Annotated in this window: 17 protein-coding genes; 3 read left to right on the top strand and 14 right to left on the bottom strand. The window is 67.9% G+C overall.

Translation table 11 applies throughout. The annotated features are described in order from the left end of the window. Position 1: 1 nt before the first annotated feature. From A7E77_RS18480 to A7E77_RS14955, 8 genes are all read right to left on the bottom strand, one after another. Complete coding sequence (locus A7E77_RS18480; protein ID WP_264177008.1) at positions 2-130, bottom strand: hypothetical protein; 129 nt, start codon at positions 128-130, stop codon at positions 2-4. Further along, positions 127-1011 carry a BadF/BadG/BcrA/BcrD ATPase family protein gene (locus tag A7E77_RS14925; protein ID WP_063689199.1) on the bottom strand — a complete coding sequence of 295 codons (885 nt, stop codon included), beginning with the start codon at positions 1009-1011 and terminating at the stop codon, positions 127-129. Before A7E77_RS14925 ends, A7E77_RS18480 begins: the two co-directional genes overlap by 4 nt. Positions 1012-1023: 12 nt before the next feature. After that, a complete protein-coding gene (locus A7E77_RS14930) occupies positions 1024-2088 on the bottom strand; it encodes a beta-N-acetylglucosaminidase domain-containing protein (RefSeq protein WP_063689202.1) in 1065 nt (354 codons plus the stop codon). 25 nt (positions 2089-2113) lie between these two features. Then, positions 2114-3430, bottom strand: coding sequence for a serine hydrolase domain-containing protein (locus tag A7E77_RS14935; protein ID WP_226341774.1), 1317 nt, complete (start codon positions 3428-3430; stop codon positions 2114-2116). Positions 3431-3537: 107 nt separating this feature from the next. Continuing rightward, positions 3538-5463 (bottom strand): M1 family metallopeptidase, encoded by a 1926-nt coding sequence (locus A7E77_RS14940; RefSeq protein ID WP_063689206.1) that lies wholly within the window; start codon positions 5461-5463, stop codon positions 3538-3540. Beyond that, a complete protein-coding gene (locus A7E77_RS14945; protein ID WP_063689209.1) occupies positions 5460-6296 on the bottom strand; it encodes an acid phosphatase in 837 nt (278 codons plus the stop codon). The genes A7E77_RS14940 and A7E77_RS14945 overlap by 4 nt, the downstream gene beginning before the upstream one ends. A 69-nt stretch (positions 6297-6365) precedes the next feature. Next, entirely contained in the window at positions 6366-9539 is a 3174-nt protein-coding gene (locus A7E77_RS14950; protein ID WP_063689212.1) for an efflux RND transporter permease subunit, read from the bottom strand. After that, positions 9536-10786 carry a TolC family protein gene (locus tag A7E77_RS14955; RefSeq protein WP_063689214.1) on the bottom strand — a complete coding sequence of 417 codons (1251 nt, stop codon included), beginning with the start codon at positions 10784-10786 and terminating at the stop codon, positions 9536-9538. The genes A7E77_RS14950 and A7E77_RS14955 overlap by 4 nt, the downstream gene beginning before the upstream one ends. Before the next feature lie 213 nt (positions 10787-10999). On the opposite strand from A7E77_RS14955, the gene A7E77_RS14960 reads away from it, so the two are divergent. Both A7E77_RS14960 and A7E77_RS14965 read left to right on the top strand, forming a co-directional pair. After that, positions 11000-11677 carry a response regulator transcription factor gene (locus A7E77_RS14960; RefSeq protein ID WP_063689220.1) on the top strand — a complete coding sequence of 226 codons (678 nt, stop codon included), beginning with the start codon at positions 11000-11002 and terminating at the stop codon, positions 11675-11677. Beyond that, the gene (locus tag A7E77_RS14965) at positions 11655-13004 is read left to right on the top strand and encodes a sensor histidine kinase (RefSeq protein WP_063689222.1); all 1350 of its coding nucleotides are present in this window, start codon (positions 11655-11657) and stop codon (positions 13002-13004) included. Before A7E77_RS14960 ends, A7E77_RS14965 begins: the two co-directional genes overlap by 23 nt. A gap of 18 nt (positions 13005-13022) precedes the next feature. Here A7E77_RS14965 and A7E77_RS14970 read toward each other — a convergent pair whose 3' ends face one another. From A7E77_RS14970 to A7E77_RS14980, 3 genes are read right to left on the bottom strand one after another with little or no spacing between them, the layout of a single operon-like run. Continuing rightward, on the bottom strand, positions 13023-14465 hold the full coding sequence (locus A7E77_RS14970) for an efflux transporter outer membrane subunit (RefSeq protein WP_063689225.1): 1443 nt from the start codon (positions 14463-14465) through the stop codon (positions 13023-13025). A gap of 8 nt (positions 14466-14473) precedes the next feature. Then, entirely contained in the window at positions 14474-16054 is a 1581-nt protein-coding gene (locus tag A7E77_RS14975; RefSeq protein ID WP_017978809.1) for an MDR family MFS transporter, read from the bottom strand. Next, complete coding sequence (locus tag A7E77_RS14980; protein WP_063690033.1) at positions 16051-17223, bottom strand: HlyD family secretion protein; 1173 nt, start codon at positions 17221-17223, stop codon at positions 16051-16053. Before A7E77_RS14980 ends, A7E77_RS14975 begins: the two co-directional genes overlap by 4 nt. An 86-nt stretch (positions 17224-17309) precedes the next feature. Between A7E77_RS14980 and A7E77_RS14985 the strand changes: the two genes are divergently transcribed. Then, positions 17310-17756, top strand: a complete 447-nt coding sequence (locus tag A7E77_RS14985) for a MarR family winged helix-turn-helix transcriptional regulator (protein WP_063689227.1) — start codon at positions 17310-17312, stop codon at positions 17754-17756. A gap of 224 nt (positions 17757-17980) precedes the next feature. On the opposite strand, the gene A7E77_RS14990 is transcribed toward A7E77_RS14985, so the two are convergent. From A7E77_RS14990 to acs, 3 genes are all read right to left on the bottom strand, one after another. After that, positions 17981-18172 (bottom strand): YbdD/YjiX family protein, encoded by a 192-nt coding sequence (locus A7E77_RS14990; RefSeq protein WP_063689229.1) that lies wholly within the window; start codon positions 18170-18172, stop codon positions 17981-17983. Then, positions 18169-20220, bottom strand: a complete 2052-nt coding sequence (locus A7E77_RS14995) for a carbon starvation CstA family protein (RefSeq protein WP_063689231.1) — start codon at positions 20218-20220, stop codon at positions 18169-18171. Before A7E77_RS14995 ends, A7E77_RS14990 begins: the two co-directional genes overlap by 4 nt. A gap of 201 nt (positions 20221-20421) precedes the next feature. After that, complete coding sequence (gene acs, locus A7E77_RS15000; protein WP_063689234.1) at positions 20422-22359, bottom strand: acetate--CoA ligase; 1938 nt, start codon at positions 22357-22359, stop codon at positions 20422-20424. Positions 22360-22432 lie beyond the last annotated feature (73 nt).

Raw genomic sequence — 22432 nt, forward strand, 5'->3', positions numbered from 1 at the left:
CTTAGGCCAGCAGCGCGGCCAGCGCGCTCGATGCTAGGAGCGGGGGCGCCGACGGCAACGGGATAGCACGGGCGACCGGCGCAAGCCCGGCGCTCGCGACGGCGGCCAGGACCCTGCGACGGTCGATCATGCCATCCCCTCCTTCGCGCCGACGGGGAGCCCCGCCAGATACAGTGCGCCGTCCAGCGCATCCCCCAACGGCTCGCTCAGCCGTGCCACGGTCCGCGCCCGCAGCCAAGGGCGCATCGCCTGCGACAGGCCACCCAGCAGCGCGCAGCGGGTCGCGCCGCGTTCGAAGATCGTTTCGATGAAGCGCTCGATGTGGCCCGCGGCATCCTCGACGATCGACCGCGCGATTACATCGTCCGCCTCCGCATGCGCCATGACCAGCGGTGCGAAGCTGCCATAATCGCGCGGCGTTGCCTGATCCATCCACGCGATCGCGCGGGCGGTGTCGTGGCCGAAGCGTTCGGTCACCGCCGCGCTCAGCGGCGTCGCGCGCGTACGGCCGTCGAGCGCCCGCATCGCGTGGCGCATCGCACTCAGGCCCAGCGCGGCACCGCTACCCTCGTCCGATATCGGGAAGCCATAGCCCCCGATGCGGAAGGTCTCGCCGTTCACGCGCACCACCGCGATACTGCCCGTGCCGATGATCAGGATCGCGCCATCGGCACCGCCGTGCGCCCCCAGGTTCGCAATCTCCGCATCACTTTCGAAGACCGTGGAGGCGAAGGGAAAGGCGAACCCCTCCAGCGCCGCGCGCACGCCAGAGCGGGAAATGCCGGCCACGCCCATCGCGGCACTGGTCTGCGCTACATCCGCCGCATCGAGGCCCGCCTGCCGCACCACGCGATCGGTCACGTCGCGCAGCGTCGCATGCAGTGCGATCAGCCCCAATCCGGCATTGCCAGGCCCGGCCTGCGCCTCGGCCAGAACCCGACCGTTCGCATCGACCAGGCGGCTGCGGCAATGGCTGCCGCCGGCATCCACGCCCAGGAAAAAACGTGTCATTCCGGTCCCCCGCTATTGCGTCTGCACCTCTTCCAGCGTCGTGCGGAAGCGGCCGTCCAGCCAGTCGGTGATCTCGCGGGCGGCCGGATGGTCGATGGCACCGTAGCGCACGCGCAATTCGGCATGGCGCGGCCCAAGATTGTCGAGCCCCGTATCCTGCAGCGGCAGGATGTCCCGGCGCAGCGTCGCGGCGAAATCGGGCCCCAACACCGTTGTCGCCGCCGTCAGAAACGCCTGGCCATAGGCATAACCGTCTCCCTCGCGATAGTTCGCCGCCAGCGTCAGCGCCGGGATGCAGGACAGCAACGGTTGCGAGGCCGGATTGATCGCATGGCCGCTGACATGGTTCCGGATCGCCGCGGGTCGCCCGGTAAAGGCGCGCAGGTGAAGGTATTGCGACATCCGCACACCATCGTTGACCGGATAATTGTCCCACAGGCACACTTTGCGCCCCAGTTCGTCCTGCACCCGCTTCAGATGCGCGACGCCGATCTCCCGCGAAATCACCTCTTCGCCCGTCCAATACACCTGGACCCGCCGATCGAGAAACCGGCCGAGGTCGGCTAAATAGGCCGGCGGCCGGCGGCCCCAGGCCCGTTCGAGAATGGGATCGTCCGAATAGAAGCTGGGGCAGAAGAACACGCGGCTGGCGCGGGTAGCGTTCGCGCAAAAATCGACGAGGTCCGCCTGACTGCGCGCCAGATCGGGCAATTCAGCGGGTAGATCGTCGAACAGGATGGCGAGGTCGTCGAGACCCAGCGTGTCGAGATGGGCGAGCTTTTGCCGCAGCGCCGCACGCGATGCCTCATCGAAGGGATGCGTGCTGCCGACCGGGGTCAGCGCCACGCCGAAGCGAACGCCCCGCGCCCGGCACTCGGCGGCGAAAGCAGCTAGCGCGGCGAACTGTTCGGGCGGGTGGGGTTCCTGCCAACGTCGGCGGAGGAAGGGGTCGGCCTTGGGTCCGTAATGGTAGAATCGATAGCCGGCCGGGGCGAGCGTTCGCAAGACGGTGGTGCGATCGGCCCAGCTCCACGGCTTGCCGAACAGCCCTTCGATCACGCCGAGGTTCACTGTCATAGCCGTACCTTTCTGCCGTCCCGGATCATTGGCCAGACGCCGCCACCGCGCCACGCAACACCGTCTCGCGCAGCGCATCGAGCGATGGATATGGCTCGCCATCGGGACGATGAACGCGATTGGTGAGCAAGACGACGGTCAGCCCCAATTGCGGGGAGACGGCGAACCACGTGCCCGTAAAGCCGGAATGGCCGAAGAAGGGCGCCGCGATGCCGGCGAGCTGCGTCTTGTGGAAGCCGAGCGCCTGATCGGGATCGAACGGCGTCTGCTCGAACGCCGCCACCGTCGCGGCCGGTGCCAGCCGCCAGCGACCGTAGCAGCCGCCGTTGCTGAGCACCTGCGCGTAGCGCGCAACGTCCGTCGCCGTCGAAAACAGTCCCGCATGCCCTGCGACGCCGCCCCAGCCGAGCGCGGCATTGGCGTCGTTCGCCTCGCCGACCAGCACCCGGCTGCGATAACCCGAAAAGGGTTGTGCCGGTGGGTAGGGGGCCTGCGGATAGGGTTTACCCGTCTCCGCCATCCGGCGCTGGTACGCATCCCCTTGTGACGTCGCCGCGGCGCGTCGGCGCTGGCCCGCGTCCGGCAGGAACCCGGTGTCCGTCATGCCGAGCGGCCGGTAGATCGCCTCGCGCACGTAGCGATCGAGCGGCATCCCCGACACCTTGGCGACGACCGCGCCCAGGATCATGAAGCCGAGGTCCGAATAAGCGAAGCGTGCCCCTGTGGCATAGCGCAGCGGTAGCGCCGCGAGATATGGCAGGGCGCCTCCCGAGGGTGCCCGATGCAGCCACGTCGGCTGCCATTCCCACAATCCGCTGCGATGCGTCAGCAGCTGGCGCACGCTGATGTCGGCCTTGTCGGTATTACGGAAGGCGGGCAGCAGCGTGCCGAGCCTATCGTCGAGCGACAGCTTGCCGCGCCCCACGAGATGAAGGATCGCGGCGGTGGTCGCCTCCACCTTGGTGATCGACGCCATGTCGAACGGTGTGTCGATCGTCATCGCCCGCGGCGGGGTAAGGGCGCGCAGATCGCCCTCCGGCGTCGCAGTCAGCGTCTGCGCATTGCCGAAGGCGGCGCGATGCACGATCGTGCCATGATGCACGATCAGCAGCACCGCGCCGGGGTACAGCGTGCCGACACCCCCGCGCACGGCGGCGTCGATCGATGCGAACTGCGTGTCGGGCCTTGGCGCCGGATCGTGGAGGATCAGACAGCTGTCGGTCTCGGTCGCCGCACCGGCAGGCGAGGCGGCAAGACATGCCGCCCCTGCTACCAGCCACCCGACCCGCGAGAGGCGGTGGAAGCGGGCTTTGGCTGCGCCTTGGATCGTCCTGCCGTCCATGGCAGCGCGCATAGCATGACCGGTGCGCGCAACCCATTCCACCATGACGCCCGCCCATAACGAAGCGTCATAGGCTGCTTTCGCGACTGCAGTTGTCGACGGGATCGTCAGCGTTGCGCGACGTTGTTCGACCGATCGCGGTCGGGCAGCTTATGGTCGGGGTCGAGTTCTGCCTTCACGACTGTTCCTGCGGGCACGGAGACTGCGGTCGATGCCTGACGGATCCACGTTTCCGCGGGCAGGCGGACATCGCGTGTCGTGCCGTTGGCATAGGTCACGCGCAACGTCGCTGGCATCACCAATCGGTCGCGCGACGTGACCCGGACGAGCGGCGTCCCGTCCTTCGCCGTCTCGATCCCCGCCACGGCGAGATCGAGTTGCCAGTTATGCGCGTACCAGCCGTTCCACCAATAGGACAAATCCTCGCCCGCCTCACTTTCCATCGCCCGGAAGAAGTCCGCGGGCTGCGGGTGGCGATAGGCCCAGGCGGCGATGAACCGGCGGAAGGCGGGGTCGAAGCGGTCCGGCCCCAAGATCTGTTCGCGCAGCAGCACAAGGCCCAGCGCCGACTTGAAATAGGTGACCGGGTGCCGCCACTTTTCGATCACCGTATCCGCGCGGGACAGGATCGGTGGCGCGGTGGGATCGGCCAGGACGGGGAGGATCTCGTCGACCGGATTGCCGCCACCTTCGGCATATTCGCTGTCGCGCTTGGGCGCATATTCGCCGCGGTTGAAATCGTCCGACTGATAGACGTCGATGAACGTGTTGAAGCCCTCGTCCATCCACGCATGCCGCCGTTCGTCGAAGCCGACGATCATCGGAAACCAATTATGCCCGATCTCATGCGCGGTGACCCAGAATAACTCCTTGCCCGCATCTTCAGGCGCATCGAAGACGATGCCGGGATATTCCATTCCGCTCGTCGGGCCGGCGACATTGATCGCGGCCGGCCAGGGATAACGATACCAGCGGGCCGAGAAGCGCTCGACCGTATCCTTCACATATTCGGTCGATCGGCCCCAGCGCGCGGTTCCGGCGCTTTCCGCGGGGTAATAGGACATGGCGAGCGCCGTCTTGTCGTCCGGCAGGCGGATACGCGCCGCGTCCCAGGCAAAGGCGGACGAGGCCGAAAACGCGACGTCGCGCGTATTCTGCATGCGATAATGCCAGGTCAGCGTGCCGGTGTGCCGCGGCCGCGAGGCCGGGTCACCGATCTCCGCGACGCTGCGGATCGGCACCGTCGTGTCGCTGCGTCGCGCCGCCTCGAGCCGCGCGGCCTGCGTCGGGGTCAGGACCTCGCGCGGGTTCATCAACTCGCCGGACCCCGCCATCAGCATCGCTGCCGGCAGCGTCACCCAATAATCGAAGTTGCCATATTCGAGGTAGAATTCCTGCGCGAGATACGGCGCCGTGTCCCAGCCCCGCAGGTCGTCGTACACTGCCATGCGCGGATACCATTGCGCGATATCGTAAATCTCGCCGTCGCGCGATCGACCCCAGGACGTGCGCCCGCCCCATTCCCCCGGGATGGTGTAATGGTAGCGGATCGTGACCACGGCCTTCGCATGCGGCGCAAGCGCGGTCGGCAGCCGCAGCTGCGCCCTCGTATCGCTGACCAGCGGCGTGACCGACACGGCCTTGCCGCTCCCGACCGCGACGCCGACCGCATCCAGCGTCATCCCGTCGGTATGGCCACCCGCCGCACCGCCCCGTGCCATGCCGCCGCGCGAGCCGGGCCTGTAGAGGTTCTGATCGATCTGCAGCCACAGGACATCCAGCGTATCGGGGCTGTTGTTGGTATAGGTGATCGTCGCCGTCCCCGCGATCGTCTTGGCGACGGGATCGAGCGTCACGCGCAGCTGATAATCGGCGCGATTTTGCCAATAATCGGGTCCGGGCAGCCCGTTCGCGCTGCGATAGCGATTGATCGGCTGCGCCATGTCGAACGGCGCGAACGTCTCGCGCGGCTGATAGTCCTGCGCGCTGGCGGCCGTGGCGGCCAGCGCGATCAGGAGCGGTGCGCGCCTCAACGGTCCAGCTTCGGCATCACGCGTTGCGCGACCAGCGCCTCTTCCGCGGCGCAGCCCTGCGGCCGGGGCGTCGCGGGATCGGCGCGCAACCGGTCGATCTCGGCGCGTGCGGCGGCCAGGTCCTGCTGGAAGGCCGGCTTGGTCCGCACCAGTGCCATCGTCGCGCTCGCGGACAGCATGCCGCCCTCGACCGCGCTTTCATTATGCGCGCCGCAGACGAAGCGGCTGTCGCCATAGGCCCGGCCGCGTCGCAGAATCGGCCCGGCGCGATCGGGCGCCAGTTCGGTGAGGGTCAGCGCCCAGGTCCATCCCCAAGTCGTATGCCCCGACGGATAATCGTAACTGTCGGCAAGCTGCGCGACGGGTTGGCACACCGGCCCCTTGTCCTGGTGATAGGGGCGGGCGCGGCGGTAGTAATTCTTGGCGATGTTGGTTTGTGCGGCCGTATCCGCACCGGCGCGCGAGATCAGGCGCAGCGTCAGCGGTGCGGTTTCCGGGGTCAGCGCAACGCCGACCGCGCAGCTAAAGTCGCGCATCAGCGCCGGCCGCGAGGTATCGGCGTCGTTCGTCGCGAGCTGCCACCGCGGCGTGCCGAACAGTTTGCGCGTCGCCCGGAAGATGATCCGGTCGGTCTCATAGCGGGGATCGCCCTTACGTGGCGCCGGCTCGAGGACATGCGTCACGTCGAACTCCCCGGCGCTGAGGTAACCGGGATTGTCGCTTTTTGCGGTGCTGCCCCCCGCCGCGAAGGCGACGAGCAGGCCGCTCGCGACGATCGCGGCAGTACGGATGGGGCGACGGGTGACGGGCGAGGGGAGGATGTCGATGGGCATGAGCGCACTCGGCTGTGAGACTCGGCGGTGACTTTGTATCATTCGTGCCGGCTCCACAACCGGCTGCGATCATGCCGACGGCTGTTCGTCGCTACGGCGTCGTGCCGCGTGCCGCTCGATCCAGGCATACAGGCTGGGCAGCAGCAGCAACGTCAGGATCGTCGAGGTGATGATCCCGCCGATCACCACGGTGGCGAGCGGACGCTGCACCTCCGCCCCCGCGCCGGTCGCGATCGCCATCGGCACGAACCCGACCGAGGCGACCAGCGCGGTAGACAAGACCGGCCGCAACCGGTCGTGCGCGCCCTGCCGCACCGCGTCCTCGACCGGCAGCGGATCGCCCTCCCGCCCATCGCGAAGTGCGTTGATATGGTCGATGAGCACCAGACCGTTCAGCATCGCGATTCCGGACAAGGCGATGAAGCCGATCGCGGCAGTGATCGAAAAGGGCATACCGCGCAGCCACAGCGCCAGAACGCCGCCGGTCACGGCAAAGGGGATGCCGGTGTAGACGATCGCCGCCTCGCGCACGCTGCCGAGCGCCGCATAGACCAAGGCGAAGATCAGGATCAGCGCCACCGGCACGACGATCGACAGGCGTTTCTGCGCTGCTTCCAACTGGTGATACTGGCCGCCGAACTCGATGCGATAGCCCGGCGGCAACTTCACCTGCCCGTCGATCGCGGCTTTCGCTTTCTGGACATAGCCTTCGAGATCGCTGGTCGACAGATTGACCATCAGCGCGGCTCGGCGGTTGGTGTCGTCATGCAGGATCGGCTCGACGATCCGCGTCTGCCGCAGCCGCGCGACCCGTGACAGCGGCACCATGCCGTACTCGCCGACCCGCAGGGGCAGCGCGAGGATCGCCGACGGATCGGCGCGCAGGCTTTCGGGCATGCGGATCACGATGGCATGGCGCGCGGGGCCATGCGGGATGAAGCCCACCTCCGCACCGGCGAGCGCGTCTCGGATGGCGTTGTTGACCTCCTCGGCGCCGAGATTGAGGCGGATCAGCGCGTCGCGGTCGAGGTCGACGACGATGCTCTTCGGGCGGCCGGCCGTTTCGAACTCGACGCCCTCGGTGCCGGGCAGTTTTTCCAGAATGGCCTTCGCCTTCGTGGCCGCCTGCTCCAGCCGGTCGTAATCGTCGCCGTAGATCTTGACCGACACGTCCGCGCGCACACCCTCCAGCATCTCGTTGAAGCGCATTTCGATCGGTTGGGCGAACTCGAAATTCTGACCGGCGTAGACGCGGCGGGCGATCTTTTCGATGCCGGCGATCAGTTCCTGCTTCGTGCGCGGCATGCCGTCGCCGGTCGGCCAGTCCTTTTGGGGGCCGTAGAAGATATACAGGTCGTTCTCGTTCGGCGGCATCGGATCGGTCGCCACCTCGCTGGTGCCGATGCGCGAGAAGGTGTGCGTGACCTGCGGGTAGGCACGGCGGATCGCGGCCTCGGTCCGCTGTTCGATCGCCAGGCTCTCTTCCAGCGACATGCCGACCGGGCGGTAGACCATGGCGGTGATCGCGCCTTCGTCGAGCTGCGGGGTGAACTGCGACCCCAGCGTCTTGAAGACGAGGAAGGTCGCGGCGAGCAGCGCCACCGCCCCGATGACGAGCAGCACCGGATGCGCCAGCGCCCGGTTCAGCGCGGGCGTGTAGACGCGCTCCGCCACGCCGACGAAGCCCTTGTGGTGGTCGTTCCGCGCATCGGCAGCGGGGGAGCGGAGCAGCCACGCCGACAGAGCGGGAACGATCGTGAAGGTCCACGCCAGCCCGGCGACGATCGCCAGCATCACCGCCTGCGCCATCGGCTGGAACAGCTTGCCCTCGACTCCGCCGAGGCTCAGCACCGGCACATAGACCAAAGCGATGATCGCGATACCGAAGAAGGTCGGGCGCGCGACCATCTGCGCCGCATGCGCGACCACGTCGCGGCGGTCGTCCGCCGTCAGCGCCTCGCCTTTTTCCTGGCGACGCACGGCCATCAATCGCAGGCTGTTTTCGACCACCACGATCGCGCCATCGACGATCAACCCGAAGTCGAGCGCGCCAAGGCTCATCAGATTGCCCGACACGCCGATGGCATGCATGCCCGACACGGTGACGAGGAAGGCGAGCGGAATGACGAGCGCCACGATCAGCGCCGCACGCCAATTGCCCATCACGAGCAACAGCACGAGCGCCACCAGCAGCGCGCCCTCGCCCAAATTCTTTTCAACCGTGTGGATGGTGCGATCGACCAGATCGGCGCGGCTATACTGGCGATCGATCACCATGCCCTTGGGCAGCGCGGCGCGGATGCCGGGCAGCGCGTCCTCGACCGCCAGCGCGGTTTCGCGGCTGTTCTGCCCAACGAGCATCATCACGGTGCCCAGCACCGTCTCGCGCCCGTTCTGCGTCGCCGCACCCTGTCGCGGGGCCGCGCCGATCACGACATCGGCGAGGTCGCGGACCTGCAAGGGCAGGACGCCGGCGGCGAACTTGACCGGGATCGCGCCGATCTGCGTCGCGTTCAGCACGCGCGCGTCGGTGCGGATGGTGAAGCGTTCGGGTCCGCGCCGGACGATGCCGCCGCCCGCATTCTCGACGTTCTTCGCCACCGCCGCGGCAAGCTCGCCGGCGGTGACGCCATGCAGCCGCAGCCGCACCGGATCGGGCGAGACGACGAACTGTTCCTCCAGCCCGCCGTTCGAATTGACGTCGGCGACGCCCGGCACCGCGCGCAGCATCGGGCGGACGGTATATTCCTGCGCCTCGTACAGCTCCATCAGCTGGCGCTGCGCGTCCATGCCCGGCGGCGGGCGGCGCCATTCAAGCGTATAGTAGTAAATCTCACCCAGACCGGTGGTGATCGGGGCGAGTTGCGGCGTGCTGCCGGGTGGCAATTGGTTCTGTACCGCCGTCAGCCGTTCGGTGACGAGCTGGCGCGCCTTCAGCTGATCGGTGCCGTCCTTGTAGAGCAAAGTGACCTGGCTGAGCCCGGTCTTGGTCAGCGAGCGGGTCTGGTCGAGCCCCGGCTGGCCGCCCATCGCGCGCTCGATCGGCAGCGTCACCAGCCGCTCGATCTCCTCCGGCGCCAGCGCGGGCACCTGCGTGTTGATCTGCACCTGCACGCCCGTGATATCGGGGATCGCATCGATCTGCAGGTTGATGAACGACCACAGACCGGCCGCGGCAACCAGGGCGGTGACGAGCGCCACCGCAAGCCGGTGGTGCGTGACGTAATGCAGCCAGCGGTTCATCGCGCCAGCGGTTCCCCGCCGTTGAGCGCGCGCAGTTGCAGCAAGGCCTCCAGGGCCTCGCGCCGGGTGTCGAGCATGGCGTTGACCGCCTCGACATAGCTTTGCTGCATCTGCGTGTAGGTGGTCAGCGGGATGGCGCCCAACCGGTAGTTGCGATCAGCATCGACCGCCGCCTGAGCAAAGCGCTTGGGCGTCTCGCCGTCCCATTGCGCCAGCGCCTCACGCTTCGCCGCATATTGCGCCGCCTGATCGAAGACGTCGCGCGCGATCCGGCGTTCGGCATTGATCAGCGTCGCATTGGCCTGCGCCTGCCGGCCCTGTTCGACCGCGACCTCGCCCGCCTGCCGGTTCCACAGCGGAATGCTGGTCGACAGGCGGACGCCGTAATTGGTTTCGCGGATGTCGGATCGGGCCCGGTCGTAATAAGGGCCGACGCTGACCGTCGGGATACGCGCCTTCTTCGCCAGATCGACGCGCAGCCCCTGCTGCTCGAATTGCGCACGCAGCGCCTTCAGCTCGAAGTTATTCTCCGACGCGCGGGTCGCGAGCACCTGACCGGAGGGCAGGGCCGGCAACGTCATGTCGGGGCGGACGATGCGGATGCGGGCGGCGAAGGGTGCGCCGCGCAGCTGGTTGAGTTCGTAGAGGATCGAATTGGCCTCCGCATCGGCCGTCGCGGCGGTGCGCTCCGCGCCGATCGCGCTCGCGACCAGCGATGCGGCCTCCAGCTGCGGCGACGGCCCGGCGGGATCGCGCGACACGATCACCTTCGCCAGCGTGCGCATCCGCCCGGCGACCTCGCGCGCCGCAGCGGCCTTTTCGTCCGCGGCGAACAATCCATAGCCCAGCGAGCGGGCACGCGCGGCGAGCGTCGCGTCGAACTGCTGCAACCCGATCCGGGCCAGCGCCACCTGCCGATCGGCGATCGCCCGGCGCAGCGCGATACGCCCGCCGAACTCGATCGGCTGGACGACCGACACGGCGTAGGTCAGCCCTTCGCCGGTGACGGCGCCGCTGGTGACGTCCTGTGCGCGACGCTGGCCGAATTCCACCACCGCCTCGGGATCGGCCCAGCGCCCGGCCGCATCGCGCTCGACGCCCGCCGTCTCGATCTGCCGCTGGTAGAATTGCCGTTCGGGATTGTGGGTGACGACGTCCTGCGCCAGCGCATCGAGCGATAGCGCAGTGGTTTGGGCCGCCGCGGGCGACGCCGCAACCATCAGACAGACGCACGCAACGGTCCGCATCGCAAACTCCGGATTCCTGTTGCCCGGCTGGTAGGCATCGGCGCGGCCAGGTGTCGACTAAATCAGGGTTTATTTTCAGGGACCGATCGCCGTCTGGCAGAGTGCCCGTTTCTCCCGCCGAAGCGTGAGGAGCCATCAGCGACGCGTACCCGTCTCAAACCTAAATTGCTATTCAGTTGACCCCGACCCAGCCGCCCGGCGATCAGACCGATCATGGCGCGCATCCTGCTTATCGAAGACGACGACGGCACCGCCGACGAGATCGGCCTCGAGCTGACGTCGAGCGGCCATGACGTCACGCGCGTCGCCGCGCTGGAACCGGCGCGCGCGCTGTCGGCCGGCGAGCCCTTCGACCTGCTGATCCTCGATCGCCAGCTGCCCGATGGCGAAGGGCTGGAGCTGCTGTCCGCCCTGCGACGGAACGGCCAGCGCACGCCTGCGCTGGTATTGAGCGCGCTGGGCAGCCTGGACGACCGGGTGCGCGGTCTGCGCGCGGGTGGCGACGATTATCTGCCCAAGCCCTTCGCGCTGGTCGAACTGATCGCGCGGGTCGAGGCGCTGCTGCGCCGGCCCAACGATACACGCGCGACGCGGCTGATCGCCGGGCCGCTGGAGCTGGACCTGCTTGCCGGCACCGCAACGCGGGCCGGACGCCCGCTCGGCTTGCTGCCGCGCGAACTCAAGCTGCTCGACTATATGGTCCGCCGCGCCGGACAGATCGTGACCCGCGCGATGCTGTTGCGCGACGTCTGGGGCTATAGCTTCGAACCCGACACCAATGTCGTCGATGTCCACCTCGGTCGCCTGCGCCGCAAGATCGATGGCGAGGGCGAGACACCGATGATCCGCAACGTGCGCGGCCAGGGGTATGTGCTTGACGCGCCGCTTTGACCCGCGCACGCGATCGACGTGGCGCTGGGGCGGGGCGCTGGCGGCGATGCTGGTCGTCCAGTCGCTGGTGATGACCGCCGCCTTCTGGGTGCTCGCCAACGGCAGCCACCGACGCGCGATCGAACATGCGCTGGGCGAGGATTGCGCCTTCTTCGCCTTGACCCCAGCGGAGGAGCGGCCCGAGGAACTGCGCGAGAAGCTGACGCGCGACATCCATCGCGATCGCTTCCTAGGCCTATTCGATGCGCGCGGGCGCCTGATCGCGGGGAATATCGCGCGCCTTCCAACCGCGCCGCCGAAGGGGCGATCCTTCATCGCCGACCTTGCGCCGACGGAATTGCCCGGCAAACGCAGCGACGAAGCGCGCGTCATGGTCTGCCCCATGCCCGATGGCACGCGGTTGCTGACCGGCATCGACCTCGACGATACCGAAGAGGCGCTGCAGCTGATCTGGCAGTCCTTGCTGCTGGGGCTGGTGCCGGGTGTGCTGCTCGCGGTCGCCTTCGGCTTCGTCGCCGGGCGCCGCGCTGCGCGGCAGGTGGATACCGTCCGCCGCCTGACGCAGCAGATCGTGTCCGGGGACCTCGAACACCGGCTGCCCGTGGCACCCTATCCCGACAGCTTCGGGCTATTGTGCGCGCATATCAACACGATGCTCGATCGCCTCCAGCAGTTGGTGGGCGACGTGCGCGGGATAGGCGACGACATCGCGCACCAGATGCGGACGCCGCTCACGCGTCTGCGCGCCCGGATCGATCGGGGGCTGCGCGATGCCGCCGATCCCGCGGCGTTCGCTGCCGTGGCGGATCAGGCGCTCGCCGAGATCGATACGCTGCTCGGCATCGTCAGCGCGCTGCTGCGCCTGCGCGAGATGGAGGATCACGCCCGCCGCAGCCGTTTCGCGCCGGTCGATCTCGCCCGCTTGGTCGACGATGCCTGCGACCTGTATCGCCCCGCCGCGGAGGATCGCGGCCTGACGCTGCTGTGCTCGATCGCACCGGTGCCGCCGGTCGAGGGCGACGCCAGCCTGCTGATGGAGGCGATCGCCAATCTGATCGACAATGCGATGAAGTTCGGCCCGGCGGGCGGGACGGTCCACGTCTCGGTCGGGCCGCTGGGCGCGGGCGCGGCCGTCACAGTCGCGGACGACGGCGATGGCATACCGGCCGCCGATCGCGCCTTGGTGACCCAGCGCTTCTATCGCGCTCGGTCCGATGGCGGTGGCGCGGGGCTGGGGCTTAGCCTCGTGAAGGCGATCGCAGACCTGCACGGCTTCGACCTTCGCTTCGCCGACGCAGGCAGCGCGGTGTCGCTGGTCGTCGGGTAACGCCGGCCGGGGCCGCAGCTATCGCGCGGCCCGGTTTTCGACCGGCGGCACCGGCGCCCAGCCGAGGCCCAGCGCCTTATGCAGCGAGACGTAATCGCCGGTGAGTGCGGCGAGGCCCGCCGACAGATTCTGCTCTGCCGCGACGCGCTGGCGTTCCGCATCCAGCGTGTCGATCAGCGTCGCGGTGCCGGCCCGGAACCGCTGCTGCATCAGCCCTGCGGCGCGATCGGCGCTGGCCTTGCTCCGCATCAGGCTCGCCACCGTTTCGCGACGCCGGCCGAAGCGCGACAGCGAATCCTCCGCGTCGCGCAGCGCCCCGAGCACCGCGCCCCGATATTGCGCCTCCGCCTCGTCGCGCTGGCCCTTGGCCTGATCGACGCGCGCCCGGCCGCGGCCGAAATCGAGGAAATTCCACTGCAGCATCGGCGCGGCGATGCCGAGCAGCTTGTCCGGGCTGATGTCCGACAGGCGCGTGCCGCCGAGGCCGATGAGGCCCAGGATGTTGAGCCGGGGGAAGCGCGCCGCATCGGCAATGCCGACCTGCGCGGTGCGCTGCGCGAGCTGGCGTTCGGCTGAGCGGATATCGGGGCGCCGTTGCAGCAGCGCGGCGGGATCGCCGACCGCCACCGACGCGGGCGGCAGCGGCACCGGGGCGGGCGCCGTCAGCTGCGCATCGAGCGCGCCTGGCTCCTGCCCCGTCAGCACGGCCAGCGCGTTCAGATAGCTCTCGAGTTCGGCCTGCAACGGCACGATCTGGCCGTTGGTCGCCTCGAGCTGCCCGGTCAGCCGCTCCACGTCGAGCGCGGAGGCGGCGCCCTGATCGAACCGCTGGCGGGTGAGGTCGAGCATGCGCTGCTGCATCTCGGCCGAGCGGCGCGACAGCGCGATCCGCTGCTGCCGATCACGCAGCGCGACATAAGCGTTGGCGACATCGGCGGTCAGGCTCACCTGCGCATCGGCGACATTGGCCTCCGCCGCCTGCGCCTGCGCACGCGCGGCTTCGACCTGTCGGCGCTGGCCGCCGAACAGATCGACCTCCCAACTCGCATCGAAGCCGAGGTTGTACAGGTCGACCGCACTTGCACCGGTATCGCCCTTACCGGTCAGGTCGATGCCGGGGATGCGGGCATGCGCATAGACGGCCGAGGCGTTCGCGCTCGGTGCCTGATTGGCGCGTTGCAGCCGCAGGCCCGCGCGGGCCTGACGCAGCCGGGCCTCCGCCACCGCGATAGTGGGATTGCCCGCCAGCGCCTGTTGCTCGAGCGCGGTCAGCATGGGGTCGTTCAGCTGCGTCCACCAGTCGGCGACGGCCGGCGCCGCGGTGGTGGTCGCAGGCCCCGCCCGCTTGAAGCCAGCGGTGCCGGTCGCGTCGGCGAGCGTCTTCGGCGGGCCCGCATAATTGGGACCGACGGTGCACGCGCTAAGCAGAAGCGCCGGGACGAGAAGGGGGAGGGTACGCATCAATCGCCTCAATGCATCGCCGCCATCTTGCCTTGCGGCAGGGGGCGCAGGAACAGGACCAGCGGCACGACACAGCAGATGCCGACCGACAGCAGCCAGAACAGATCGTTATACGTCATCACCAGCGCCTCGCGCTGGATCGTGCCGCCGAGCGCCCGGAGCGCCGCGGCGGGATCGCCCAGCGCCCGCCCCGTGGCGGCAAGGTAGGATTGCAGGTCGATCGAGTTGGCGTTCAGCGTCTCGTCGATCCGGCGCGCATGCAGATAGCTGCGCTGGTCCTGCAACGTCGCGATGCCCGCGAGCGCGAACGACCCGCCGATGTTGCGCGCGGCGCTGAACAGCCCCGCGGCATCGCCCGCCTCCGATGGTTTGACCGACGCGATCGCCGCCTGGTTGAGGAACACGAAGCCGAGGATCGTGCCGACACCGCGTAAAAGCTGCGAATCGGTGAAGGCGCTGCCCACCGAATCCGCCGTCAGCGTCGTGTCGAGGTGACAACTCATCGCCATCAGCAGCAAGCCCGACGCCACCGCCAGCCGAATATCGAGATGCCGGATCATGATGGGTACCAGCGGCATCATCAGCAGGCTGGGGATGCCGCTCAGCAGCACGACCTTGCCCGATTGCAGCGCGTTATAATCCGCGATCGCCGCGAGGAACTGCGGGATCACATAGCTGCTGCCGTACAGCACCATGCCAAGCACCAAGCCCATCGTCGCGACGCTGCCGAACTGGCGGTCGAGCAACAGGCGCAGCTTCACCACCGGGTTCTTGGCGATGAACTGGCCTGCAATCAGCATGACGAGGCCGAGCACCGTCAGCGCGGTCAGTTTGATGATGAGCGCCGACTGGAACCATTGTTCGCGCTGCCCCTCTTCCAGCACGACCGTCAGGCCGCCGAGCCCGAGCGCTAGGCCGGCGATACCCAGCCAGTCGGCCTTCAGCAGCTCTTCGAGGTGCGCCTTCTGATGCGGCAGGCCAACGAGCAGCAGCACGAGCAGCACCGCACCGACGGGAACGTTGAGGAAGAAGGCGTAATGCCAGCTGACGTTTTCCGTCAGATAGCCGCCGATCAATGGGCCGAGCACGGGGCCCAGAATGGCGGTGACGCCGAACAAGGCGGTGCCGATCGGCTGCTGCGATCGCGGCAGGCGGGTCGCGATGATCGTCATCGCGGTGGGTATCAGCGCGCCGCCAGTGATGCCTTGCCCCGCGCGGCCGACGATCATCATGCCGAGCGACGTCGACAGGCCGCACACCACCGAAAAGCCGGTGAACAGGATCGACGCGATCAGCAGGAAGGTGCGCAGGCCCAGCACCCGCTCCAGCCAGGCGGCAAGCGGAATGATGATGATCTCGGCGACGAGGTAGGATGTGGCGATCCACGTCCCCTCCGTCCCGCTCGCACCGATCTCGCCCTGGATGACGGGGAGCGCCGAGTTGACGATCGAGATGTCGAGCGTCGCCATCAGCGCGCCGAGGCTGCCCGCCGCCACCGCCAGCCACGCGCCGAGGTCGGCCCGCTCCGGCGGTGCGTCGGCGTCCCGCTTCGGCGGCGCCGTGTCGGCGGGGAGCGCCGCGCTGCTCATTGCGCCCGGCGTTCGTTATGCTGGTCCTGCTCTTCGCGGATGCGCTTCACGGCACCCTTGGCCGAGCGCGTGTCGACCGTCACATCCGCGGACATGCCCGGGACGAGCAGCGCGCGCGTTTCGGGGCCGGCATCGATCGCGATGCGGACGGGGATGCGCTGGACGATCTTGGTGAAGTTGCCCGTCGCATTCTGCGGCGGCAGCAGCGAGAATTGCGCGCCCGTGCCCGGCGACACGCTCTGCACATGCCCCTTGATCTCGACACCCGGCAGCGCATCGACCTCCAGCGTCACCGGCTGGCCGACCCGCATCAGGCCAAGCTGCGTTTCCTTGAAGTTCGCCTCGACGTACAGCTGCTTGACGGGGACGATGGACATCAGCCGCGTGCCGGCCTGCGCGAACTGGCCGACGCGCACCGTCTTGTCGCCGACGCGGCCGTCGATGCTGGCGCGCAGCACGGTTGCCCCCAGGTTGACGTTGGCAGCGGTCAGCTGGGCCCGGCTCGCTTCGCCTTGGGCGCGCGCCTGCTGCACCTGCGCCTGTAGGGTGCCCACGCGGCGATTGGCGCTGGTCAGCGCCGCCTGCGCGGCCGCGACCTGCGAATCGGCCTGACGCGCCTGATTTTGCAGCTGCGACAAACGCTCGCGAGTCTCGGCACCCGACGCGGCGAGCGGTTGATACCGGGCCACCTCGGCATGCGCGAAGGCGGCATCGCTGCGCGCCGCAGCCAAATCGGCCTGCGCCTTTGTGATGGCTGCCTGCTGCTCGCGGATCTGGGCGCGCACGCCCTCCGCATTCGCCCGCGCCACGTCGATCTGCGCCTCGACCTGCGCGGCCTGGGCGCGATAGTCGCGGGCGTCGATGCGCAGCAGCGGCTGCCCAGCCTTAACCGCCTGATTATCGGCGACGAACACCTGATCGACATAGCCCGACACCTTGGGCGCGATCGTGACCGCATCCGCCTGGATATAGGCGTCGTCGGTCGCCTGCATGAACTTGCCCACGCTCTGGTAGCGGACATACCACAGCACGCCGCCGATCACCGCAACGGCGAGAACCAGCAACAGGATGATCCGCACCCGTGGGTTCTTCAGCGGGGATGCCTTCTTCGTTTCGGCATCGTCCTGCGAATCGGAATGATCGTCCTGCGTCTGCTCGTGGTCTGCCATGCTCTTCATCTTTTCAGACTGCGTGAGGCGCCTACATGCTCGCACTTGCAGCATAGCGCAAGACCATTTAATGAGGGTCCTCATATATGGACTGCACCGAAAACCTCGCCTCCGACCTGTTCAGCCTGTTCCTGCGCATGCACCGGATGATGAACAAACGCCTCGCGGAGCAGGGTGCGTCGCTGGCACGCACGAAATTGCTACTTTTCCTCGACCGGCGCGGCCCATCCCGCGCGGCGGACATCGCGGATTTCTTCGATCAGGCGCCGCGCACGGTGACCGAGGCGATCGACGGGCTGGAGCGCGACGGCCTCGTCGTCCGGCGACCGCATCCGCACGATCGCCGCGTCAAGCAGATCTCGATCACCGAAGCGGGCGGGCGCGTGCTGGGTGAGACGGAACCGCTGCGGCAGGAGCTGATCGGCAGCGTGTTCGGAGCGCTGACCGACGACGAGCAGGCGCAGCTTTCGGCGCTGTTCGCGAAACTGTCCGCCGAGCTCGATGCGCAGGAGACGCCGGCACCTGACGCCTAAATCCAGGCTATTTTCTTCCGATCCGGTCCATGTTACGCTTCGTTGGTCGCGCAACGACGCGATCGACAGGAGAGGTGCTATGGACCGGTATCAACCGACCTTGTGCCAATGCGGATTTGGAATCCTGTGCTGCGCCAGCGGCATGGCGGCTTCGATCTGTGCGGTGACGTTCCTGCTGCTCGGCTGACCGCCGGCAGCGTCATGGCCGTAACCTTCGCTGCGCGTCAGCAGCAACGCCCGCCGTTGCGCCCGCCGTACCGGGCCTGCTGCCGGTCGCGAAAGAACGCGCTTCTGCTCATGACCGGCTGGTCCGGATGCGCCTCCGCCATATGCGCCCGGTATGTCTCGTAGGACGGCATACCCACCAGCAGGTGCAGCGCATCGCGGAGCGTCCGGAGCGTGCGAGTGATCGTCACGCCGCCGCTCCCACGGTCGCCGGAAGTTCGCTGACCGAGGGCGCGTCGATCCGTCGCGCCGTCAGGCACGTGCGAATGCCATATGCCACGATCGAGACGACCACCGCCAGGAACAGCGCGCACAGCGCCGCGTCGATCCGGTCGTTCATCACGATCCGCTGCATCTCGGCCAGCGACTTCGCCGGCGCCAGCACCTCGCCGCGCGCCGCCGCATCGGCGAAGCGGCTGGCATGGGCGAGGAAGCCGACACGCGGATCCGACGCGAACAGTTTCATCAGGCTGGCGGTGACAGTGCAGAGCACCAGCCAGCTCGCGGGCAGGATCGTGACCCAGGCGTAGCGCTGCCGCTTCATGCGGAACAGCACGACCGTCGCCAGCGTCAGCGCGACCGCCGCGAGCATCTGGTTCGAAATTCCGAACAACGGCCACAGCGTGTTCACGCCGCCCAGGGGATCGGTGACCCCTTGATAGAGGAAGAACCCCCAGGCCGCGACGCACAGACCTGTGCCGATCAGGCCCGGCACGATGGACGTCGCGTTACGGAAGCTCGGCACCGCCAGCCCGATCAGATCCTGCAACATGAAGCGCCCGGCACGGGTGCCGGCGTCCACCGCGGTCAGGATGAACAGCGCCTCGAACAGGATCGCGAAATGATACCAGAAGGCCATCATCTCACGCCCGCCGATCAGCCGGCTGAAGATATGCGCCATCCCGACCGCCAGTGTCGGCGCGCCGCCAGCGCGGCTGATGATCGTCGTTTCGCCGACATCCTTCGCGGTCGCGGCGATCGTATCCGCGCTGACGGCAAAGCCCATCTTGGTAACCGCGGCGGCCGCGCTGGCGGGATCGGTGCCGACGACCGCGGCGGGGCTGTTCATCGTGAAATAGACGCCCGGATCGATCACCGATGCCGCGACCAGCGCCATGATCGCGACGAAGCTTTCCATCAGCATCGCGCCATAGCCGATGAAGCGCGCATCGCCCTCGCTCGCGATTAGCTTGGGCGTCGTGCCGCTGGCGATCAGCGCGTGGAAGCCCGACACCGCGCCGCAGGCGATCGTGATGAACAGGAACGGGAACAAGGAACCCGACCACACCGGCCCGCTGCCGTCGATGAACTGCGTCAGCGCGGGCATGCGCAGCGGCGGAGCGACCACCACGATGCCGATCGCAAGCGCTGCAATTGCGCCGATCTTGAGGAAGGTCGACAGGTAATCGCGCGGCGCAAGCAACAGCCACACCGGCAGCAGGGCAGCGATGGCGCCATAGCCGATCAGGATCCAGCACAGCTGGATGGGCGTATAGGTGAACCAGGGCGCCAGCGTCGCGGACTCCGCGACATTCTGGCCGTAGACGATCGCGAGAATAAGGCCGACCAAGCCCAGCAGCGACACCTCGCCGATCCGCCCCGGCCGGATCCAGCGCGTATACACGCCCATCAGCAGCGCGAGCGGGATGGTGGCGGCGACGGTGAACAGGCCCCAGGGACTGCCGGCGAGCGCGCGCACGACGATCAGCGCCAGCACCGCCAGGATGATCACCATGATCATGAAGGCGCCGAACAGCGCGATCGTGCCCGGCACCGCGCCCATTTCCATGCGGATCAACTCGCCAAGCGAGCGCCCGTCGCGCCGCATCGACAGGAACAGCACCATGAAGTCTTGCACCGCCCCTGCCAGCACGACGCCGGCGAGCAGCCACAGCATGCCCGGCAGATAGCCCATCTGTGCCGCCAGCACCGGCCCGACGAGCGGCCCTGCGCCGGCGATCGCCGCGAAATGATGGCCGAACAGCACGCGCCGGTCGGTGGGGACGAAATCGAGACCGTCGGGATGGCGCACCGCCGGGGTGGGGCGGGCGGGGTCGATACCGACGATTTTGGCAAGATAGAGCGCGTAGAAGCGATAGGCGATCAGATAGACGGAGACCGCCGCGACGACGATCCAGACGGCGTTCACCGCCTCGCCCCGCGCGGTCGCGACCACGGCCAGCGCCGCCGCCCCGACCAGCGCGAGGACGATCCAGCCGATCCTGCTAGCGATGCCCATCCGTCTGTCTCCCTTTGCGGGAGATGCGTAGAGAGGCGGGACAGGAGGGGCAACCTCCCTAATCCCTACGTCACCCCGGACTCGTTCCGGGGTCCACCGGGCGGCGAGGGCAACGCTCGAGTCTCTTGCCATGCCCCTCGCCGCGGAGTGGACCCCGGAACAAGTCCGGGGTGACGAGGATGTTGCGGCGACCGCGCCGTCTCACCCCACCCGGTTCGCCACCAGATCGTCCACCACCGCCGGGTCCGCCAGCGTCGACGTATCGCCCAGGCTCGACACATCGCCCTCAGCGATCTTGCGCAGGATGCGGCGCATGATCTTGCCCGATCGCGTCTTGGGCAATGCGGGCGCGAACTGGAGCTTGTCGGGCGTTGCGATCGGCCCGATCTCCTGCCGCACCCAGGCGACCAGCGCCTTGTGCAGCTCGTCCGAACCCTCGCGGCCGGCGTTCAGTGTCACATAGGCGTAGATGCCCTGACCCTTGACGTCATGCGGCATCCCGACGACCGCGGCCTCCGCCACTGCCTCGTGCAGCACCAGGGCGCTCTCGACCTCGGCAGTGCCCATCCGGTGACCGCTGACGTTGATGACGTCATCGACGCGGCCCGTAATCCAATAATAACCGTCCGCGTCGCGGCGGCAGCCGTCTCCGGTAAAATAGCTGCCCTTGTAGGTGGTGAAATAGGTCTGGAAGAACCGCTCGGCATCACCCCACACGCCGCGCATCTGCCCCGGCCAGCTTTCGGTGATGCAGAGGTTGCCTTGTGCTTCGCCGACCAATGGGCTGCCCTGATCGTCGACCAGTTGCAGCGTCACGCCCGGCAGCGGCTTGGCGGCGGAGCCCGGCTTCATCGGCACCGCACCGGGGATCGGCGCGATCATGATTCCGCCCGTTTCGGTCTGCCACCAGGCATCGACGATCGGCGCACGGCCTTCGCCGACGACGTCGTGATACCAGCGCCACGCCTCCGGATTGATCGGCTCGCCGACCGATCCCAGCACCTTCAGCGAACTGCGGTCGGTCTTGCGGACGAAATCGTCGCCCTCCTTCATCAGCGCGCGCAGCGCCGTCGGGGCGGTGAAGAGCGTGTCGACCTTATGCCGGTCGACGACCTGCCAGATGCGGCTGGCATCGGGCCAGGTCGGCAGGCCTTCGAACATCACCGTCGTCGCCCGGTTCGCGAGCGGGCCGTAGAGGATGTAGGTGTGGCCCGTCACCCAGCCGATATCGGCCGCGCACCAGAAGATCTGACCGGGCTTATAGTCGAACGCGATCTGATGGGTGAGGCTGGCCCACAGCAGATACCCGCCCGAGGTGTGCATCACCCCCTTGGGCTTGCCGGTCGAACCGCTGGTATAGAGGATGAACAGCGGGTCCTCGGCGTCCATCTCCTCCGCCGGGCAGTCGGTGCCGACTGCCGCCGCCGCGTCGTGATACCAGACGTCGCGGTCACCCATCGGCACATCGGCGCCCGTCGCCTTGACGACGATGACCTTTTCGAGGCTGGGCGCACGCGCCGCCGCTTCGTCGACGCAGGCCTTCAGCTTGATCCGCTTGCCGCCGCGCCGGCCCTCGTCGGCGGTCACGACGATACGCGATCCGCAATCCTCAATCCGGCCCGCCAGCGCATCCGCCGAAAAGCCTCCGAACACCACCGAATGGATCGCCCCGATCCGCGCGCAGGCGAGCGCCGCATAGGCCGCCTCCGGGATCATCGGCATGTAGAGGGTAACGCGATCGCCCTTGCCGACACCCTGGCTCTTCAGCACGTTGGCGAAGCGGCAGACCTCGGCATGCAAGTCGCGATAGGTGATGTGTCGCGCCTCTTCGGTCGGCGCGTCGGGTTCCCAGATGATCGCCACCGTGTCGCCATGCGCGGCCAGATGCCGGTCGATGCAATTGGCCGCGACGTTCAGTTTGCCGTCGGCGAACCATTTGATGTGAAAATCGGCCTCGGCGAACGACCAGTCGCCGGCGATTGTGGGCGTGCGCGTCCAATCGAGGCGCTTGGTCGCCTGGTCCAGCCAGAAGCCGCCGGGGTTGCTCGTCGCGGCTTCGCACAGCTCGGCATAGGTCTTTTCGTTGAGGCTGGCGTTCGTCCAATCGCCGGTGATCGGATAGATTTCTGGATCGGTCATCACGCTCCCCAACTCAAAACCGCGGGCACCTCCTGGGCGCCCGCGGCACTGCTTACCGATGCATCTCGCCCGG

Origin of the sequence: Sphingomonas sp. NIC1 (genome assembly GCF_001638925.1) — a bacterium.
GTDB classification, from domain to species: Bacteria; Pseudomonadota; Alphaproteobacteria; order Sphingomonadales; family Sphingomonadaceae; genus Sphingomonas; species Sphingomonas aquatilis.

Excerpts from the sequence above, each read along its gene's own strand:
- A7E77_RS14960 (WP_063689220.1), top strand. The coding sequence starts at position 11,000 with ATGGCGCGCATCCTGCTTATCGAAGACGACGACGGCACCGCCGACGAG.
- A7E77_RS14935 (WP_226341774.1), bottom strand. The coding sequence starts at position 3,430 with ATGGACGGCAGGACGATCCAAGGCGCAGCCAAAGCCCGCTTCCACCGC.
- A7E77_RS14985 (WP_063689227.1), top strand. The coding sequence starts at position 17,310 with ATGGACTGCACCGAAAACCTCGCCTCCGACCTGTTCAGCCTGTTCCTG.
- A7E77_RS14930 (WP_063689202.1), bottom strand. The coding sequence starts at position 2,088 with ATGACAGTGAACCTCGGCGTGATCGAAGGGCTGTTCGGCAAGCCGTGG.
- A7E77_RS14925 (WP_063689199.1), bottom strand. The coding sequence starts at position 1,011 with ATGACACGTTTTTTCCTGGGCGTGGATGCCGGCGGCAGCCATTGCCGC.
- A7E77_RS14980 (WP_063690033.1), bottom strand. The coding sequence starts at position 17,223 with ATGGCAGACCACGAGCAGACGCAGGACGATCATTCCGATTCGCAGGAC.
- A7E77_RS14950 (WP_063689212.1), bottom strand. The coding sequence starts at position 9,539 with ATGAACCGCTGGCTGCATTACGTCACGCACCACCGGCTTGCGGTGGCG.
- A7E77_RS18480 (WP_264177008.1), bottom strand. The coding sequence starts at position 130 with ATGATCGACCGTCGCAGGGTCCTGGCCGCCGTCGCGAGCGCCGGGCTT.
- A7E77_RS14970 (WP_063689225.1), bottom strand. The coding sequence starts at position 14,465 with ATGCGTACCCTCCCCCTTCTCGTCCCGGCGCTTCTGCTTAGCGCGTGC.
- A7E77_RS14945 (WP_063689209.1), bottom strand. The coding sequence starts at position 6,296 with ATGCCCATCGACATCCTCCCCTCGCCCGTCACCCGTCGCCCCATCCGT.
- acs (WP_063689234.1), bottom strand. The coding sequence starts at position 22,359 with ATGACCGATCCAGAAATCTATCCGATCACCGGCGATTGGACGAACGCC.
- A7E77_RS14995 (WP_063689231.1), bottom strand. The coding sequence starts at position 20,220 with ATGGGCATCGCTAGCAGGATCGGCTGGATCGTCCTCGCGCTGGTCGGG.
- A7E77_RS14975 (WP_017978809.1), bottom strand. The coding sequence starts at position 16,054 with ATGAGCAGCGCGGCGCTCCCCGCCGACACGGCGCCGCCGAAGCGGGAC.
- A7E77_RS14965 (WP_063689222.1), top strand. The coding sequence starts at position 11,655 with ATGTGCTTGACGCGCCGCTTTGACCCGCGCACGCGATCGACGTGGCGC.
- A7E77_RS14955 (WP_063689214.1), bottom strand. The coding sequence starts at position 10,786 with ATGCGGACCGTTGCGTGCGTCTGTCTGATGGTTGCGGCGTCGCCCGCG.